Origin of the sequence: Photorhabdus luminescens subsp. luminescens (assembly GCF_001083805.1) — a bacterium.
Classification (GTDB): Bacteria; Pseudomonadota; Gammaproteobacteria; order Enterobacterales; family Enterobacteriaceae; genus Photorhabdus; species Photorhabdus luminescens.
On record NZ_JXSK01000012.1, the window covers coordinates 1 to 17,413 of the forward strand.

17 protein-coding genes and 3 tRNA genes are annotated in these 17,413 nt (G+C 42.8%); 15 read left to right on the forward strand and 5 right to left on the reverse strand.

Annotated features, from left to right (window positions below; all coding sequences use genetic code 11):
* The 5 genes from queG to TI10_RS21500 all read left to right on the forward strand — a co-directional run.
* Window positions 1-663, forward strand: a 663-nt coding sequence (gene queG, locus TI10_RS21475; RefSeq protein WP_049585366.1) for a tRNA epoxyqueuosine(34) reductase QueG, incomplete at its 5' end; no start/stop codon positions are given.
* 858 nt (window positions 664-1,521) lie between these two features.
* Window positions 1,522-1,953 carry a flagellar protein FlhE gene (locus tag TI10_RS21480; protein WP_049585367.1) on the forward strand — a complete coding sequence of 144 codons (432 nt, stop codon included), beginning with the start codon at window positions 1,522-1,524 and terminating at the stop codon, window positions 1,951-1,953.
* A 379-nt stretch (window positions 1,954-2,332) separates the two neighbouring features.
* Window positions 2,333-2,824, forward strand: a complete 492-nt coding sequence (locus TI10_RS21490; RefSeq protein ID WP_244161687.1) for a DMT family transporter — start codon at window positions 2,333-2,335, stop codon at window positions 2,822-2,824.
* 335 nt (window positions 2,825-3,159) lie between these two features.
* Complete coding sequence (locus tag TI10_RS21495) at window positions 3,160-3,435, forward strand: type II toxin-antitoxin system Phd/YefM family antitoxin (RefSeq protein ID WP_049585369.1); 276 nt, start codon at window positions 3,160-3,162, stop codon at window positions 3,433-3,435.
* Complete coding sequence (locus tag TI10_RS21500) at window positions 3,435-3,761, forward strand: type II toxin-antitoxin system RelE/ParE family toxin (RefSeq protein ID WP_049585370.1); 327 nt, start codon at window positions 3,435-3,437, stop codon at window positions 3,759-3,761. Before TI10_RS21495 ends, TI10_RS21500 begins: the two co-directional genes overlap by 1 nt.
* A gap of 176 nt (window positions 3,762-3,937) precedes the next feature.
* On the opposite strand, the gene TI10_RS21505 is transcribed toward TI10_RS21500, so the two are convergent.
* From TI10_RS21505 to orn, 4 genes are all read right to left on the reverse strand, one after another.
* Window positions 3,938-4,013 (reverse strand) — tRNA-Gly (locus TI10_RS21505).
* Between the two features lie 65 nt (window positions 4,014-4,078).
* Window positions 4,079-4,154: transfer RNA gene (locus tag TI10_RS21510), tRNA-Gly, on the reverse strand.
* Between the two features lie 55 nt (window positions 4,155-4,209).
* A tRNA-Gly gene (locus TI10_RS21515) sits at window positions 4,210-4,285 on the reverse strand.
* 174 nt (window positions 4,286-4,459) lie between these two features.
* Window positions 4,460-5,005, reverse strand: coding sequence for an oligoribonuclease (gene orn / locus TI10_RS21520; protein ID WP_049585371.1), 546 nt, complete (start codon window positions 5,003-5,005; stop codon window positions 4,460-4,462).
* A 94-nt stretch (window positions 5,006-5,099) separates the two neighbouring features.
* Here orn and rsgA point away from each other — a divergent pair, with 94 nt between their 5' ends.
* The 3 genes from rsgA to mscM all read left to right on the forward strand — a co-directional run bounded on the left by rsgA (window position 5,100) and on the right by mscM (window position 10,484).
* Window positions 5,100-6,155: a small ribosomal subunit biogenesis GTPase RsgA gene (gene rsgA, locus TI10_RS21525; protein ID WP_049585372.1), complete on the forward strand. Its 1,056-nt coding sequence runs from the start codon at window positions 5,100-5,102 to the stop codon at window positions 6,153-6,155.
* A gap of 73 nt (window positions 6,156-6,228) precedes the next feature.
* Window positions 6,229-7,122, forward strand: coding sequence for an archaetidylserine decarboxylase (gene asd, locus TI10_RS21530; RefSeq protein ID WP_049585373.1), 894 nt, complete (start codon window positions 6,229-6,231; stop codon window positions 7,120-7,122).
* Window positions 7,123-7,148: 26 nt separating this feature from the next.
* The gene (gene mscM / locus TI10_RS21535) at window positions 7,149-10,484 is read left to right on the forward strand and encodes a miniconductance mechanosensitive channel MscM (protein ID WP_049585374.1); all 3,336 of its coding nucleotides are present in this window, start codon (window positions 7,149-7,151) and stop codon (window positions 10,482-10,484) included.
* Between the two features lie 79 nt (window positions 10,485-10,563).
* Here mscM and TI10_RS21540 read toward each other — a convergent pair whose 3' ends face one another.
* Window positions 10,564-10,827, reverse strand: coding sequence for a PAAR domain-containing protein (locus TI10_RS21540; protein ID WP_049585375.1), 264 nt, complete (start codon window positions 10,825-10,827; stop codon window positions 10,564-10,566).
* Window positions 10,828-11,148: 321 nt separating this feature from the next.
* Here TI10_RS21540 and TI10_RS21545 point away from each other — a divergent pair, with 321 nt between their 5' ends.
* The 7 genes from TI10_RS21545 to TI10_RS21575 are packed head-to-tail and all read left to right on the forward strand — an operon-like array spanning window position 11,149 to window position 17,339.
* Entirely contained in the window at window positions 11,149-12,828 is a 1,680-nt protein-coding gene (locus tag TI10_RS21545) for a type VI secretion system baseplate subunit TssF (RefSeq protein ID WP_074524946.1), read from the forward strand.
* Window positions 12,829-12,840: 12 nt separating this feature from the next.
* Window positions 12,841-14,817, forward strand: a complete 1,977-nt coding sequence (tssI, locus tag TI10_RS21550) for a type VI secretion system tip protein TssI/VgrG (protein WP_049585376.1) — start codon at window positions 12,841-12,843, stop codon at window positions 14,815-14,817.
* Window positions 14,814-15,305 carry a DUF4123 domain-containing protein gene (locus TI10_RS21555; RefSeq protein WP_049585377.1) on the forward strand — a complete coding sequence of 164 codons (492 nt, stop codon included), beginning with the start codon at window positions 14,814-14,816 and terminating at the stop codon, window positions 15,303-15,305. The genes tssI and TI10_RS21555 overlap by 4 nt, the downstream gene beginning before the upstream one ends.
* Window positions 15,306-15,307: 2 nt before the next feature.
* Window positions 15,308-15,652 (forward strand): hypothetical protein, encoded by a 345-nt coding sequence (locus TI10_RS21560; RefSeq protein ID WP_049585378.1) that lies wholly within the window; start codon window positions 15,308-15,310, stop codon window positions 15,650-15,652.
* A gap of 1 nt (window position 15,653) precedes the next feature.
* Window positions 15,654-16,286, forward strand: a complete 633-nt coding sequence (locus TI10_RS21565; protein WP_049585379.1) for a restriction endonuclease fold toxin 5 domain-containing protein — start codon at window positions 15,654-15,656, stop codon at window positions 16,284-16,286.
* Between the two features lie 31 nt (window positions 16,287-16,317).
* Window positions 16,318-17,073, forward strand: a complete 756-nt coding sequence (locus TI10_RS21570) for an immunity 52 family protein (protein ID WP_049585380.1) — start codon at window positions 16,318-16,320, stop codon at window positions 17,071-17,073.
* Between the two features lie 2 nt (window positions 17,074-17,075).
* On the forward strand, window positions 17,076-17,339 hold the full coding sequence (locus TI10_RS21575; RefSeq protein ID WP_049585381.1) for a PAAR domain-containing protein: 264 nt from the start codon (window positions 17,076-17,078) through the stop codon (window positions 17,337-17,339).
* The last annotated feature ends 74 nt before the right edge of the window (window positions 17,340-17,413 follow it).

The following is a 17,413-nucleotide window of genomic DNA, read 5'->3' on the forward strand; positions in this document are numbered from 1 at the left end:
CACTCACTTATCCTTAACAGAGAAGCTGGTTCATGGTTTTTCCTCGGTGAGTTGCTGATTAATCTTCCCCTGCCGATAGATCTTCCACAAGAAGAACAATGTGGACGCTGTGTCGCCTGCATGACAACCTGCCCAACCGGTGCAATTATCGCCCCTTATACTATTGATGCCCGCCGTTGTATTTCCTACCTCACAATTGAATTAGAAGGCATTATTCCTGAGGAATTTCGTCCACTAATGGGAAATCGTATTTACGGTTGTGATGACTGCCAGACTATTTGTCCTTGGAATCGCTTTTCCCAATTGACAGATGAAGATGATTTTAGCCCTCGTGCAACATTACATACACCAAAGCTATTGGATTTATTCAATTGGAATGAAGAAAAATTCCTACGAATAACGGAAGGTTCTGCAATTCGCCGCATCGGCTATTTACGCTGGCTACGCAATATTACTGTTGCTTTAGGAAACGCACCCTATCAGTACAATATCATTCTGGCTCTGCAACAGAAACTCGGATTAAACACTATGCTAGATGAACATATTCATTGGGCTATTGAACAGCAAATCATTCGCCGCAAAACGAACACTATTAATGTACAAACATCACAACAGAAACGACTTATTAGAGCGATAACCAAAGGCTTGCCTAGAGATGCTTAATTATTAGCCATCTCTATAACGTATACAAAGATTCAGATAATTTTCCTGTGAATAAAATAAAAACCCCTTGCTGATCAATGCGCAAAAAAAGCGCAAGTGATCACTATGACATTTCTTAATAAAGGATCATTCCGAAAAACTATCAACAAGTTACAAAATAAATACTCATTTTATAACATTCAAAATCAGGAAAATTCAGACGCAACAGCCTGTGGATAAGTCTGTGTGATAATTTTAAAGCATCATACTTATTTACTGAGAAACCAGCTTCCGAGCTGTGGATAAAAAATAGAAAACTGTACTATGAGGATATAATCCAAAAATCAAATCTAAAGTAAGCGAGCACAACTATTGAGGAAGAAATTTGGAGCGGGAGATAAATCCTTTGAATATCAGCTAATTCATTGATTTAACAGATATTTTTCCCACGCCTCATTGACGAAAGGAGTGCATTATGTACTACCTCAAAACGTTTGGCAAGCAGAAGTTGAAAAAATATTTTGCAATTAAAGAATAATACTTTCTTTACCCCCTATAAATACCACACGATGAACTAAATACAATCAGAATACCAATATCAAAAAAGACAAAAAATCTACAACCAAACAATACCCCTTTAGGCATAAAACATCACACAATATCGGTAAAGCCAACGCACAGATTCAGACATTCAGCCAAAGCCTTCGCTTGATCCACTGTTATTCCAGTGAGATTCTTTTTACTTAATCAAGGAGGATCTAAACAACCATGAGGAATCAATAAGCAGGCAATTTTCATGTGCGCTAATCATATTGGATGTCGCACCGCTATTGCATGCAGGTAACAGTAAGATAACTAACTAGCAATGAGGATTGAAGAATGAAAATATTTACCAAAATTGCAGTAGGTTTTCTAGCGTTAACCACGGCTCAGATCGCCTTTGCCGCTACCAGCACTTGGTCACAAACGAACCGTGCCCCAAATGTTTATGCTGCCGGCTTCACCAACTCAAATTTCTTTACTACGCCCTCTTCGGTACCGACAAAGGCAACTATCACGACAGTATCTTGGAATATCGGTTTATATAACAATGGTGCGACAACTCAGACTTTCAACGTTTGTTACACCCCACGATATTCATCCACCCCATCGCAATGCCTGGATGTCTCCGGCGCCCTAAATAGCACCACAAATGCCTTTAGCGGCCATGATGCCAAAGGTTCCTTTAGAATTAGCGGGATTCTCAACGGAGGTACTTACCCCGTTTACCCGTCCCATTACAATATGATCAAAGTTGATTATCAGTATTAAGCAACCAGACCTGAAGCCTCATGGCCTCAGGTCATTAATAGGAAAGTTACTTTAGACAATTTTTTCACGTTCTAAGCACAAACAGTATGTTCTTATCCCTCCGTGGAGTTTCAGACGAATTTATTCCAATAAATGACACTCAGCGAACCTACAAAAAACTCCTGATGGGATTTGATGCAATCACCTCTTGCGAGATAAAAGAGCTTTATAAATTCAAAATCACATTAACTCAAATAAACGAGCACGGCCTCTCTCTCCCTGAGATTTGCCTGATCCATAAAGCATTCAGCGCCTGGGTAAAATTTGATTACGAAAACGCGAGATCGCTTCTAGCCCAATATATTCGAGCATACCCATCTGATATTGGTTGGGTGACACTTTGATCTTTGGCTGTGTTTTAAGCTGGGTTGCTTATAGCGTCTTCTGCAAGAACATTGTGAACCAAATCGGCCCGCTACATACCGTTACATACTCCATCCTGGCAGGCGCTATCATGCTGACAACAACGGCTATTTCCACCGGACAAATGAGTTTATCTGCAATACATGCATTATCCATGACTGATCTCTACAGCTTACTTTATCTCGGCGCAGTCGGTTCAGCAGTGGCCTATATCTGGTATTACGACGGAATCCAAAAAATTGGCTCCACTCGCTCTGGCGTATTCATCGCGCTTAACCCTTTGACCGCTGTATTGCTCGGCGCAGTACTATTAGATGAGAGATTAACATTCCCAATGTTTATCGGAGGCGCTTTCATAATCGGAGGTATCCTGATCTGCAACAAGAGAGCAACCAGTAAAAAACTTATTCCACACGAATCTAAACCTGGGATCAACCATATGATGAAAACAAAGAGTTACAGGAGATAAACCAGAAATTTCCCCTTATCGACACTTTGGTACAGAACAGAAGCGTCGATTTTACAGAGACCTGATGGCTAGCCTGATTTTTGAACTTAAAAACCGTGAATGTAAGAAATTTCAATGGATATTTGCATATCAAAAATGGGAGCGGAGAAATGCAACTCACAAACCATCTCTAACAAGCAAAAAAATAATAATTTTTCCTACATTACCTCATGCCAATAGACTTGCTTGTTCTACTTTTACAAAATCGGCATTTGCTTAATTTGCTCAGTCATTTTACAATCAATTTATTGACTTTTTATAGTCTATATTTAGTCTTTTTTGATGTGAGGGATTCTATGCGTTATTCAGAACAAATTAAACCTATCAGTTACCTTAAAGCCAATGCAGCTACGGTGATGACGACACTCTCTGAGTCCCGCTCACCGATGATTATTACACAAAATGGCGAAGCAAAAGCGGTGATCCAGGATATTGCTTCTTATGAACAGATTCAGGAAACTATGGCGTTGTTAAAGATTTTAGCTTTAGGACAACAGCAGGTTAAAGCGGGCGAAATCACTCCGGTAAAGGATGTGGTTCAACGTTTAAAGAATAAAAGAAAGTTTTCCTAATGCCATATCAGGTGGTACTGACTAAAGATGCCGAGGCGGATTTAGAGGATATCTACGATTACATTGTCGAAAATGACAGTTCAGGGAAAGCCGATTATGTATTGGATCAGTTGCTGAAAACAGCAAACAACTTGGCTAACTTTCCTGAAAAAGGCAATTATCCCAAGGAGTTGCAGGAGCTAGGGATCCGCGATTTTCGCCAAACATTTTTTAAATCTTATCGGGTCATTTATCAGCTCATTGGTCAACAGGTGGTGATTTTTGTAATTGCCGATGGTCGGCGGGATATGCAAACCCTGCTTATGCGCCGGTTGCTGAATGGTTAGATTTTCCCTGTATGTATTACGTTATCAAACAATGGATATGAAACTCACAAGTTAAATACAAAAAATTTACCAATAACCCAGACGATGTTTACAACATCATGCAACATGTTTATCACGTGAAAATAGGACTGGCAAAGGAGAAGGATATTTAGGTTATCGACATGATAAGGAAGACTTGGAGCGGGAAACGAGACTCGAACTCGCGACCCCGACCTTGGCAAGGTCGTGCTCTACCAACTGAGCTATTCCCGCATTACTGACTGGTGATAACCTGAAATGATACATTAATTCCAAGATATCAATTGCGAATCTAAATTTGGAGCGGGAAACGAGACTCGAACTCGCGACCCCAACCTTGGCAAGGTTGTGCTCTACCAACTGAGCTATTCCCGCGTCACTAACTGGCTAATAATAACCAGAAATAACACACTAATTCCAAATCAAAATTTGGAGCGGGAAACGAGACTCGAACTCGCGACCCCGACCTTGGCAAGGTCGTGCTCTACCAACTGAGCTATTCCCGCATATCTTTTAGTACGCCATCCATACCTTATGAAATTCTTCATCGGTATGGGGAGCGCATTATACGAAAAATCGTTGCGCCCGCAAGCCTTTCAACGCAAAAAAACAAATTTTCCGGTCAAATGACGATTTAAAAGCCAAATTAGGTTAATTAATCGTCACTAAAATTCTTTAACTCACCGTTGAATAAAATGCTCCCGATAATAGGCTAACTCAGCAACTGATTCACGGATATCATCCAGCGCCTGATGAGTATTCTGTTTCTTAAATCCAGCAAGGATTTCCGGCTTCCAGCGACGGGCTAATTCCTTAAGCGTGCTGACATCCAGGTAGCGGTAATGAAAATAAGCCTCCAATTCTGGCATATAACGGAACAAAAAACGCCGATCCTGACTAACGCTGTTACCACAAATGGGGGAAGCACCTGCCGGAACCCATTCTTCCAAAAATTCAATCGTCGCCTTCTCTGCCTCACGATCATCAATTTTACTTGCTTTAACACGTTCAACCAGCCCACTGCCCGTATGGGTGCGCACATTCCATTTATCCATCAGAGCAAGTTGTTCATCAGACTGATGAACCGCAATGACAGGCCCTTCCGCCAGGATATTCAGATTTGCATCGGTGACAATTGTCGCAATTTCAATAATGCGATCCCGCTCTGGATCTAAGCCCGTCATTTCTAGATCTATCCAGATAAGATTGTGCTCACTTTTTGACATGTTATATCCTAGATTGGAGAGATAGTTCTTATTAATGGTGTATCATAGCGCTTTTAAGCAATAACAGCGATAAGAGTGGAACAAGTGAGGTTCGGTGTCTAAGCATAAACTATCCAAAGGCCAGCAACGGCGAGTACAGGCAAATCATCAACGTAGGTTGAAAAAACAGGATAATAAACCTGAAATGGATGATAGCCAATTAGGTGAACCTCAGGAAGGGCTTGTTATCAGCCGTTTCGGCCAACATGCTGATGTCGAGGCAGCAGACGGTTCTATACAACGCTGTAATATTCGCAGAACTATCCGCTCATTGGTAACGGGCGATCGGGTGGTATGGCGTCCTTCGCTGCAAACACAAACTGATGTTAAAGTGAATGGTATTGTTGAAGCCGTTCACGAACGAACTTCCGTACTCACGCGGCCTGACTATTATGATGGCATTAAACCTATCGCCGCCAATATTGACCAGATAGTGATTGTGTCAGCCATTCTTCCTGAGCTATCACTGAATATTATCGATCGTTACCTTGTTGCCTGTGAAACACTGGGCATTAAGCCATTAATTGTACTGAATAAAATTGACCTACTGGACGAAGAAAGCCGTGAATGGGTCAACGAAATCATGTCCACATACCACAACATTGGTTACAGAGTATTGAAGCTATCAAGTCATACTGGCGAAGGTATGGAAGAATTAACGAAAATTCTCGCAGGTCGAATCACTATTTTTGCCGGTCAGTCTGGTGTAGGTAAATCAAGTTTACTCAACACACTCCTGCCAGAAGATGAAGAAGAGATTCTGGTCAATCAGGTTTCAGATGTTTCCGGTTTAGGTCAGCACACCACCACGGCATCCCGCCTTTATCATTTCCCGCATGGCGGTGATGTTATTGATTCTCCCGGTGTTCGGGAATTTGGCCTCTGGCATTTAACACCGGAGCAGATAACTCAGGGTTTTATCGAATTCCGTGATTATCTGGGCGGTTGTAAATTCCGTGATTGTAAACATCGGGATGATCCAGAGTGCGCATTACGAAAAGCGGTAGAAAATAATGAAATAACCCAAGAACGTTTTGAGAATTATCACCGCATTCTCGACAGTATGGATCAAATTAAACCACGCAAAAATTTTACAGATAACGATAGCTAACTGACATCAAATGAAAGGGCGGGTACAATGACGCCTTTTGTCTAATTTTGCCAATAGAATCCAAGAGGTTGACGTGCTGGATAACATTAAAATCAGGTTGCAATATTTACTGCCTAAACAGGGGATAACTCATTTGGCAGGCTGGTTTGCTAACAAAAAAGCTGGCTGGTTGACTCAACTGGCAATCAAGGCGTTTGCCCGTGTTTATAAAGTGGATATGAATGAAGCGAAAGCGCCCGAGTTCTCAGCATACACCACATTTAATGAGTTCTTCATCCGCTCACTAAAAGATGATATTCGCCCAATCGTCAGCAATGAACACCAATTAGCGCTACCTGCTGATGGTACTATCAGCCAGTTAGGCAATATCCGAACCTACCAGATCCTTCAGGCCAAAGGGCATCACTACACGCTTGAAGCTCTACTCGCCGGCAATCATCAGTTAGCAGAGATATTCCGTGATGGGCAGTTTGTAACGACTTACTTATCACCTAAAGATTATCACCGTGTACATATGCCTTGCGATGGATTACTAAAAGAGATGATCTATGTCCCAGGCGATCTATTCTCTGTCAATCCATTGACTGCCGCCAACGTACCAAATCTGTTTGCTCGGAACGAAAGAGTCATTTGTCTGTTTGATACTCAATTTGGGCCCATGATACAGATTCTGGTTGGTGCAACCATCGTCGGCAGTATTGAAATGACTTGGTGTGGTACGGTTACACCACCACGGGAAGGCATTATCAAACGTTGGACTTACCCCGAAGCCGGTGCAACTGGTGCAATTTCTTTCAAAAAAGGTGAAGAAATGGGGCGTTTCAAATTGGGTTCTACCGTCGTTAACCTGTTTGCACCAAATCAGATACAGTTAGCCGGGCATTTGAGCAGTGGCTCAACAACCCGCATGGGTGAACTGCTAGCCCAAGCTATCATGCCTGACGAATCCACTGACAACATAAGCTAATCCCTTGCCAAAGAGAGCCCTTTATCGTGCGCCTGATTATCAGCTTATTACTTAGCCTGCTCTTTATTAATCCGGTTCTTGCTGCAATTTCACTTGATGAAAATCAGCTTAAACAAGAGCTGAAACAAATTGAATCCAGCAAAAATCCGCAGGATGCAGAAGTTGCTCAGGCGTTGCAAGGGGCGCTCAATTGGATTGCCGATACTAAATCGGCTAATGACAGAACACAGAAGTATCAGACCGCCATTGATGATTTTCCTAAAATTACTAAAGAACTTCGTCAAAAATTACTTACTGAAAGTGATACTCCCCGTCCAATTCCTGCTAACCAACCCATTGCAAACATTGAGCAACAGATCATTCAGGTCAGCAGTCGGTTGTTAGAACAAGGGGGGCAATTACAGCAAGAGCAGGACAAAGGGCGGGAAATCAGCGACTCTCTAGTACTATTACCGCAACAACAATCAGAAGCGCGACGCCTACTAACTGATGCATCCTCTCGCCTGCAATCATTAGGAACCCCATCCACCCCATTAGCAGAAGCTCAATTTGCCTTAGCTCAAGCCGAAGTCAATGCGCACAAAGCAACAGTCAATGAACTTGAAATAGCTCAACTTTCCGCTAACAATCGGCAGGAAATTTCCCGCATGCGGGTTGAACTGTTCAAAAAGCGATATCATCGACTTGATCTTGAGCTGCAACAACTTCGCAGCCAACTTAATGCGCAACGTCAGCAAAAAGCAGAATTAGCCCTAGAACATACCGAGATGCTGGCGGAACAGAGTGATCAGCTACCAAAATTCCTGCTTGATGAATTACAACTGAACCGGAATTTATCTCAGGAATTAAATCAGCAAGCACAACGAATGAATATCATCGGCTCAAAGCAACGACAAGCCGCCAGTGATATTATTCAGGTCCGGCAAGCATTGAATACCATTCGTGAACAGGCACAATGGCTCGGTGGCTCCACAACGCTCGGAGAAGCGCTCCAAACTCAGCTTGCCCGTTTGCCTGACATGTCTAAACCACAGCAACTTGATCGGAATATTGTCAAATTCAGAGTCGATCGTCTGAAATACGAAGACATGCTCGAACAGTTACAAAAAGACACAAAACCCGGACAGAAAAGCAACATTGCATTAACTGCTGAACAAGAGCGGATTTATGATTCTCTTACCCGCACCCGCAAAGAATTACTCAATTCATTATTATCTGGTTACGACAGTGAAATCCTTGAATTGACCAAACTGAAAGTCGCGACCAATCAGCTAAATGATGCGCTAACAGAAGTTAAAGAAGCCACACACCGTTATCTATTTTGGGTCGCTGACGTTAATCCTGTTTCGCTCAATTACCCAATCAGTGTTGTGCAGGATCTAACCCGTCTATTATCGCTGGATACTTTTTCTCAGCTAAGCGGCGCCCTGATCGTCATGCTGACCACTCAGGATACGCTGCTGTACTTATTTGGCACGCTATTCCTGGTTATATTCAGCATCGGCTCTCTCCGCCATTATTACGCATTCCTTGAACGGGCGAGTAACCGTATCGGCAAAGTCACCCATGATCACTTTTCCCTCACTTTACGTACCGTATTCTGGTCGGTTGTGGTCGCATTACCTTTGCCGATGCTCTGGTCCGCAATTGGCTATGGGCTGCAAAGCGCCTGGCAGTACCCTATGGCGACGGCTATCGGTTATGGCGTCAGTGCTACGACGCCCGTTCTATGGATCTTCATGCTGAGCGCCACTTTCGCCCACCCAAATGGATTGTTCATTGCCCATTTTCGCTGGCCGGAAGAACGTGTTAAACGAGCTTTACGATTTTACCAACTATCTATCTTTGCCATTGTGCCATTGGTCATGGCATTAATAACGTTTGAACATTACAGCGATCGAGAATTTGCTTCCACACTTGGCAGGCTTTGCTTCCTAATCCTGTGTATCTCCTTAAGCCTGATCACTAACAGCCTGAAACGGGCAAGAGTCCCGCTCTATCTAGATAAAAATGGTTCTGGAGAAAATGTTATCAATACCGCTCTCTGGTGGATTTTACTCTCTGCGCCGATAGTTGCAGCGCTAGCTTGCATATTGGGGTATTTCAGCACATCACAAGCACTGCTTGGGCGTCTGGAGACTTCCGTTGCTATCTGGTTCTTCCTGCTGGTTATTTACCATATTATCCGTCGTTGGATGTTGATTCAGCGACGCCGGATCGCCTTTGACCGGGCCAAACAACGGCGAGCAGAAATTCTGGCTCAACGCGCCAAAAGCGAGGACGATTCAACCGGTTCAAGCAGTATCGAAGGTTCCATTGAAGTTGAAGAGCCTATTATTGATCTGGATGCAATCAGTGCTCAATCACTAGGATTAGTCCGTTCAATTCTAACCTTGCTTGCCTTAGTTTCACTCATTTGGCTCTGGTCAGAACTTCATTCCGCTTTCTCATTTCTAGAAAATATCCGACTGTGGGACGTCACCACCACAATAAATAATGTAGAAACTGTTCAACCTATCACCGTAGGTTCTGTCTTGATTGCTATCTTGGTGATTATTATCACCACTCAACTGGTGCGTAACCTACCCGCATTGCTTGAATTGGCCTTACTACAGCATTTGGAACTGACACCTGGTACCGGCTTCGCCATCACCACACTCACCAAATACACCATTACTTTGATTGGTGGTTTAGTCGGTTTCTCGCTAATTGGTATTGAATGGTCAAAATTGCAATGGCTTGTTGCCGCGTTAGGGGTTGGATTAGGTTTTGGCTTACAGGAGATCTTCGCCAACATCGTTTCTGGCTTGATGATCTTGTTCGAAAAACCGATCCGTATCGGCGATACCGTGACTATCCGCAACCTGACCGGTAGCATCACCAAGATCAATACACGAGCAACAACCCTTTCAGACTGGGACAGAAAAGAGATCATTGTTCCTAACAAAGCCTTTATTACTGAGCAGTTTATTAACTGGTCATTATCTGACACTATCACTCGTGTTGTACTGACAATTCCTGCGCCGGCAGAAGCTAGTTGTGAAGAAGTCACCCAAATCCTATTAACCGCCGCTAAACGCAGCGCTCTGATCCTTGATAACCCGGCGCCGGAAGCTTATCTGGTTGATCTTCAACATGGCATTCAAATATTTGAATTACGTATTTATGCTGCTGAAATGGGGCATCGCATGCCTGTTCGTCATGAAGTCCATCAGCTTATTTTGCAAGGATTCCGCGAACACGGCATTACTCTGCCATTCCCACCATTTCAAGCAAGTATTGATGTTATTGGTCGGAATATTCGCAGCGCGACGACCAATATGTCAGGCCGTAATCCACCACGTCAACCGGGTAGTTTGTAAAAAGATAATGAAGCACTGAACATCCGTACTTGAATCAACTAGCCCTATTTCAGGCAGAATATGGCCTTTTATCGCCATCTTATGCTTGAAATAGGCTTTGCGAAGCAATCAATGTCGCGCCACAAGAGGTTTTCATTCCCTCCAGTGCGTACATTTGTCCATTGGAGCTGACTATTTTAGGAGTTCCTTCCACAATAGTTTGATTGCCGCCACATTTTGGACAGGATACAGCATCTCCAACCCGAGCCGCTTTCTTCCCTAACACATCAAGGCCTTGATCACCTGCTAACACCTTGCCGCCATGCGAAGTCGAATCACCAACTAAAATAATAGAACGTGACATATTTCCCTCCATCAACTAATGACTTAAATATTAATTTCAGCTTCCAACATATGGCTATCATGACGCCATAATTTGATTAAGAAAAATTTATACAAATAAAAATCATTGAAATAAATTACATAATTAAGTTACTTGAACACTTAATAAATTTACATTATTAACTGTTTTAAACAAAAAATTACACATAATTAAATTATCAACCTTGATATCCATCAGCTCAAAATATAAATTTACATTAATATTTGATCGGAAAAAAGACAAAGGTAGATATGAAAAATTTTGAGGACTTCTAGGGAAGCGCTTTCACAAATAAAGCATGATATGCACAACGCCGCACAGGAACACCCACACCTGGCTCCATTTACCCCTGAATCTGGCGACCCGGATGTTCTCCGAGTACTGGAAGGCTTTGCGTTTATAGCTGCCGGTCTTCAGCAGAAAATTGATGATGGTTTCCCGGAAGTCATCAACCCTCTTTTGCGAAAGGTATGGCCGATACCTTTACATCCGATCCCTTCAACCAGCATTGTCCAGTTAGATATTCAACCGGGCAGCATGACTGAAACTACAAACATTGCCAAAGGCAGTGAAATTTCTGCCATACAACATAAACAATCAATTACGTTCAGAACCACCCAAGATATCAGTATTGAACCAATTACCCTGATCCATAAGACGCTGACACACAGCCAAGACAAAAGCCTGATATCACTGACCTTCCAATATCATGGGCCAACTACCAAGTGGAAGACAGGGCAAGTCACGCTTTTTCTGGGAGAAGATCAAAAATTGGCGTCTTTACTGACGAAATACATCGATCAATCACTGAATAACACTTATCTGAAAACATCCCTTGAAGAGAAGGAGATGTGGCTGTCTATTGAGAGCGCTCCCCGCCAGAAGGAAAATTTGGTACTGCCGAGACCACACGACTATTTCTGGCCGTTGCAGGTGTTATACGAATACCTCTATCTGCCACATGTTAATGACTTTATGTCATTTGATTTATCGGAGGAGATCGCTGAGCTCCCTTTGGGAGAAGATAAGCAATTTACCATTATTTTAGAATTCGACTGTAACATTCCCATAGAGGATATTACACCCGCATTTATCCCCCACTGCGTACCCGTTATCAACCTGGTTCCGACAAGAACAAAACCGATAACATTTAAAAAGGGTAAATCGCGTTACGTATTAGAAGCAAATGAAATCTTTGGTATTGCTAACGTTAAACTCCAATCCGAACCTGAGGAAACATCTAGCGGATCTGATCACAGCGTTCCTCTTATTAATAACGCGCAACTGACAGCCTGCCATTTTGCCGAACCAGGTGACAAAATATTACTTTTTGACTATATACGAGAAGAATCGCCATCTGGTGGAAGTCAAATTAATCTCACGTTTTATGATCATCAAGCAAAACCCGTAACAGAACACCACTATTGCGAATTTTACTGCCAATATTACAGATTTCATAAGCAAGCACGGACATTGAGCATCGGACAGATCTGTATACCAAGCGAGCAGATACCCAGCCATATTCAGGCCAGGAATATCGTGCCGGCGTCAAAAGATCTTCCTGCCGTAGTAAACAGCCATCAGCATTGGCCGATACTATCGTTGCTATCTATTGGGCCATTTTTCCTTGGTCATATTGAATCAGTCAGATCGCTGGTCAAACAACTTGATACCTTCGCACATCTGGACGCCCCGCATAGCCGACATATTCAGCGCATGGCCGATGGTCTCAAAGCTATCTACATTGAACCATACTACCGCCTTGACAAGGGAATTCCCGTGAGAGGCCAAGCCATCACACTGCACATGACACCAGAAAATTATGAACATGAAGGAGAAATGTATGCTTTTGCCAAAACATTACACACCACTTTCTCCCTCTATCTGGTTGAAACCAGTTTTCACAAATTAACCGTTATCAATAACGGCACCAATGAATGCTGGGAATTTTGCAAGATACCTGGGCATCAGAAGATCATGTAATAAGGAAAAATTATGAAAACCGGACTCCGCTTTACCTGCACTATCGGCAACCTGGAAGCCAAAACTTTTGCCGTGGTTGATTTTACGTTAGATGAGGCGCTTTCATCGTTATTTACCCTGTCTCTGACGTTAGCGGCACCTCGTTCAGATATTGATACCGATACCCTCCTGCTCCAAACCGCGCGGTTCACCGTCACCCGTGACGATATTCTGCAACGCGAAGTGACAGGATTGGTTGAAAGCGCGGTTGTTGGGACCACAAACCGGCATCAAACCCAGTATCACCTGACAGTCAGGCCAGAAATGTGGCTTCTGACACTCGATCAGGACAGCCGTATTTATCACCAAATTAGCATTCCCGATATTTTACAAAGCCTCCTGAAACAGAAGCAACTCAGGGCCAATATACATTTGAATAACCCACATTCAACGCGAGAATATGTCACCATGAAAAGGGAATCATCCTATGATTTCTTTACTCGCCTGGCGGCTGAGGAGGGGATTTTCTTCTGGTTCGCCGATGACGGGCTCCATCTAAGTGATAGCCACCTGAACATGAGAGCGCCGGATACACTGATCTACAACCCGGACATTACCAGCGCAGTAGAAGAAAATGTTATCTACAAATGGCTGTTTGGCTCCCACATGCGCCCTGAATCTACCGATCAAAAAGACAGAAATTACCACAATCCCAATTATGCTCTGCAACACAATGCAACAGATTTTGCGGCAGAAAACGACACACTCTTTCATATTTTCGAAAGTTACGGGCGTTTTCAGAAAGATAAAGAAGCCATTCCGTTTACCCAGTACCGGCTGGAAGCCCTGCGCGCTGACAGCAAATCAGGGATAGCGAACAGTAATTGTATTCGATTAATGCCGGGCAGAATCTTCACATTAACCAACCACCCGATTGACGCCATGAATGACCGCTGGCAAGTCATCTCTTCCCAACATACAGGGCATGTCCCTGCGGTTTTAGGCGACGGCGGAACCGGCACTACCCTGAATTCACAAACCCGGTTTATACCAGGCCGCAACGATTGGCGTCCGCCATACCGCTATAAACCCCTGGCTGACGGCGATGAAATCGCAACAGTTGTCGGACCGGGCACTGAAGAAATTTACGTCAATAAAGATGGGGCGGTTCGCGTTCACTTTCACTGGAACCGTTATGACGCGCCTGACGACCGGGCTTCTTGCTGGGTGCGGGTTGCACAAGGGTGGAATGGCAACGGATTTGGTTTTCTGGCAACGCCGCGAGTCGGTCAGGAAGTGATTATCTCCTATCTCAACGGCGATATTGACCGGCCTATTATTACCGGATGCACTTACAACGGCCTTAACCGCCCGCCGCTGAATTTACCCGCGGAAAAGACGCGCACCACGTTCAGAACCAAAACACATAAAGGTAACGGCTTTAACGAATTGCGTTTTGAGGATGAAAATGGCAGCGAGGAAGTGTTTATTCATGCCCAGCGGGATATGAATACCCGGGTTCTGAATGATGAAGCCTGTAATATCGGACACAACCGGACACATCATATCAAACATGATGCCCATTTACGCATTGACAATGAGTACCGCGTACAGGCGGGCAATGATATTTCCCTATCTACGGAGCAGAAACTCCATATCAAGGCAGATGATGCCCTGTTAACTCAAAGCGGTAATGAAATTCACCTAAGTTCCGGCGCTAAAGTCGTGATTGATGCTGGCAGTGAACTGACTCTACAGGCCGCCGGGCACTTCCTTAAAATCGATGCGGGCGGTATTACCAGCAGTGCGGGCATTAACTTTGGCAGTGGATCACCCGGCAGCGGCTCAGGTTGGGGCGGCAAGCTGCCAGATAAGCTGGATAAACTGAAACAGGCGAGCGTCGTACAGGCAGAAAAAGCCCTGACGGCGCCGTTGAAAGAAATCTGTCTGACCTGCCTGATGAAAGCAGAACAGGATGGCACAGCAATGGTTATCAGGGGGCAGTCATGACGCCGGAATTACAGAAAGAATGGAGTAAATACAGAGAAATGCATCCCGAAATGAAATGGTATGCCTTAGTCAGCGGCCTACAGTATGAGCGTCATTTTTCTGAGGAGATTAAGTATATCGCCGGCACGAATAATCCTCTGTTCCGGCAATACCCGGATGCCAAAATTGCGTTCGCGGGGCCGTGGTTGTTTGATATGGCTTATGCGAAATCATGGGAAGAAAAGTTATCTGCGCTGGAAAAGGTTGCACCTTCGGTGTCTTGGCTACACACCACGCTGTCTTTGGACAAACTAACCCGTCACCTTGAAAACTACCTGAATATCGAGTTGGAAACAGGGGAAACGGCATTGCTGCGTTTTTACGATCCCCGCATCTTGCATCAGATCCGGGATATTTTCAGCCCAGAACAATTGTCGGCATTCACTGACGGTATTCATGAGTGGGTGTATTCTTTTGATAATAATGACCATTTTGTAAAAGGAGTCTAGTGATGATAAAACTCAGCAAGGAGCAGGTCGCTAAATTTATTAATGCGGAAGATGAGGCTTATGTGACCCAGATCCGACAACGTATTCTAGTTGAGCACAGTGAATTAGTCGAAAATGAAAGTGAACACAACCTACATCAGCGGTTAAAGAAGGCTTATCTGGATTTAATTGCGATGGGGTTTAAAGATGAAGCGTTGGTCCGCTCTTATTTATACTTCGTTGCGTTTAATCATGATTTTCACGGCTCATCAGAAATCCAGAATATGTTGAACACGGGAGATAGCCCAGAACAACAATACCGTGATTATTTGCGGGTCATGGATAATTTATTGAAAAGGAGAAATTGATATGCCATTACCACTTCTTGCGCCAGCGGCTCCTGCTCTTTTAGCTGCTGCTGAATGGACACTGGCTGCTTGTGCAACAGGATTAGCCGCCGTTGGTGTGATGGAAAACACCAAAAATAAAGAAGGTGAACAAGACAAGGCAAAAGCGAATACACAAACAATTGCTTCGTCCCGTACCGAATGTGAGAAATGTCCGGCAATTGGCAACGTTACGATGGTTTGGGAAAAGACCACATCGTATTCAGAAATAACTATTGCTTATCAAACAAAAATTGCCGGGACGATATACAACCCTGAATTAAACATAATCGAGACTTGGTTATGTATGGATACAAATTTCGATGGTTGGAAACCTGCACAATGCTTATTTCTTGAGGCTAAAGCGAATTACGATCAATTTTTTAAAAATGGGGAACCTAACGGTTTTTATCGTAAAGTAAAGTTAAGTAAGAAAAAACTGTCTGGACATGATAGTATGTTGAAGCAAGCCAGAAAACAAAACGAAGTATGTATCGCATTAAATAACATTCCAAAATCTCACTGGCATTTTCTACAACCTGTATCTTATTCATATTTTACAGAAGCTTTTGCTCCATATCTCAATATTAAAACTTTTAATACTATGATGTCTTAATAACCAGAATAATTTATAGGAGAATTGAAATATGTTCATTATACACCCAAGAATAAAATTATTTTATGATCTTAGAGAAACCATCACACCGGAATTAGCATTGGCCGATACGTATCAGTTAATGAATAACATTAATAACCTCAGTAACAATTCAAGTGGTTGGTATTTACCTGGATATAGTGAAGAAGAAATTAGAGAAAATAATGTATTTAATGAAGATGGCATTACTGAATATGCTTTAAAAGAATTCAAGAGAATTTATGAAGGTGACGGAAGATCTATTATAACGTCACTATTTGACAATCCTAAAATTGATAATTATGAAAGTGAAAAATTAGAAAATAATATTACATATATTGTCCAAGATGATATTCACTCTAATTATAATAGATTGGGAAAAACGAACATATCTATTAATCTTGCACTTGAAAAAGAAAAATTCAACCTTACAAACTTCATCGACTTTATTAAACATTTAATTTTTCATAGATATTCTCCATTTATTATGATAGATACTAGAGGATATAGATTGAAAAAAAAGCAAGTATTTCCAGACCGAATAAGTGCTGGCTGGATGCTCTATTTGCCAATAGAAATAGACCCGACTTTAGTCCCAATGGCGGAAGAAATAATATCTATTTCTGATAAAAATGACAAAAAAGGCTCATTAATTATCACGACAAAAGATATTTTTGATATTGAAAACCAGGAGCATATCAATAAAGCCAATGATATTGAAATCTGCTTGCGGGATCTACAAATACTCCCCTTGATGACAGAGTTATAAATATGACAAACAGAGCCGTAATCCGATTAAACGACCTAACCGATCATGGGGGTAAAGTCATTACCGCCATTGATAATTACCTGTATCAAAGCGTACCTGTTGCCGCTAAAGGTGATTTAGTAAGCTGCCCTAAATGCAAAGGGGTTTTCCCTATTGTGGAAGGAAGCAACGACTTAAAGCATCAGGGAAAACCTATTGCATTGGAAGGTATGCAAACAGCCTGTGGCGCAAAACTGATTGCCAGCCAGAAAGATTTTCTCGCTTAATGAGACGACAATCATTTTGGCCTATTTTAAGCAATACTGGCGTACTGCACCTGTCTTCTCCATTTTACCGGGCT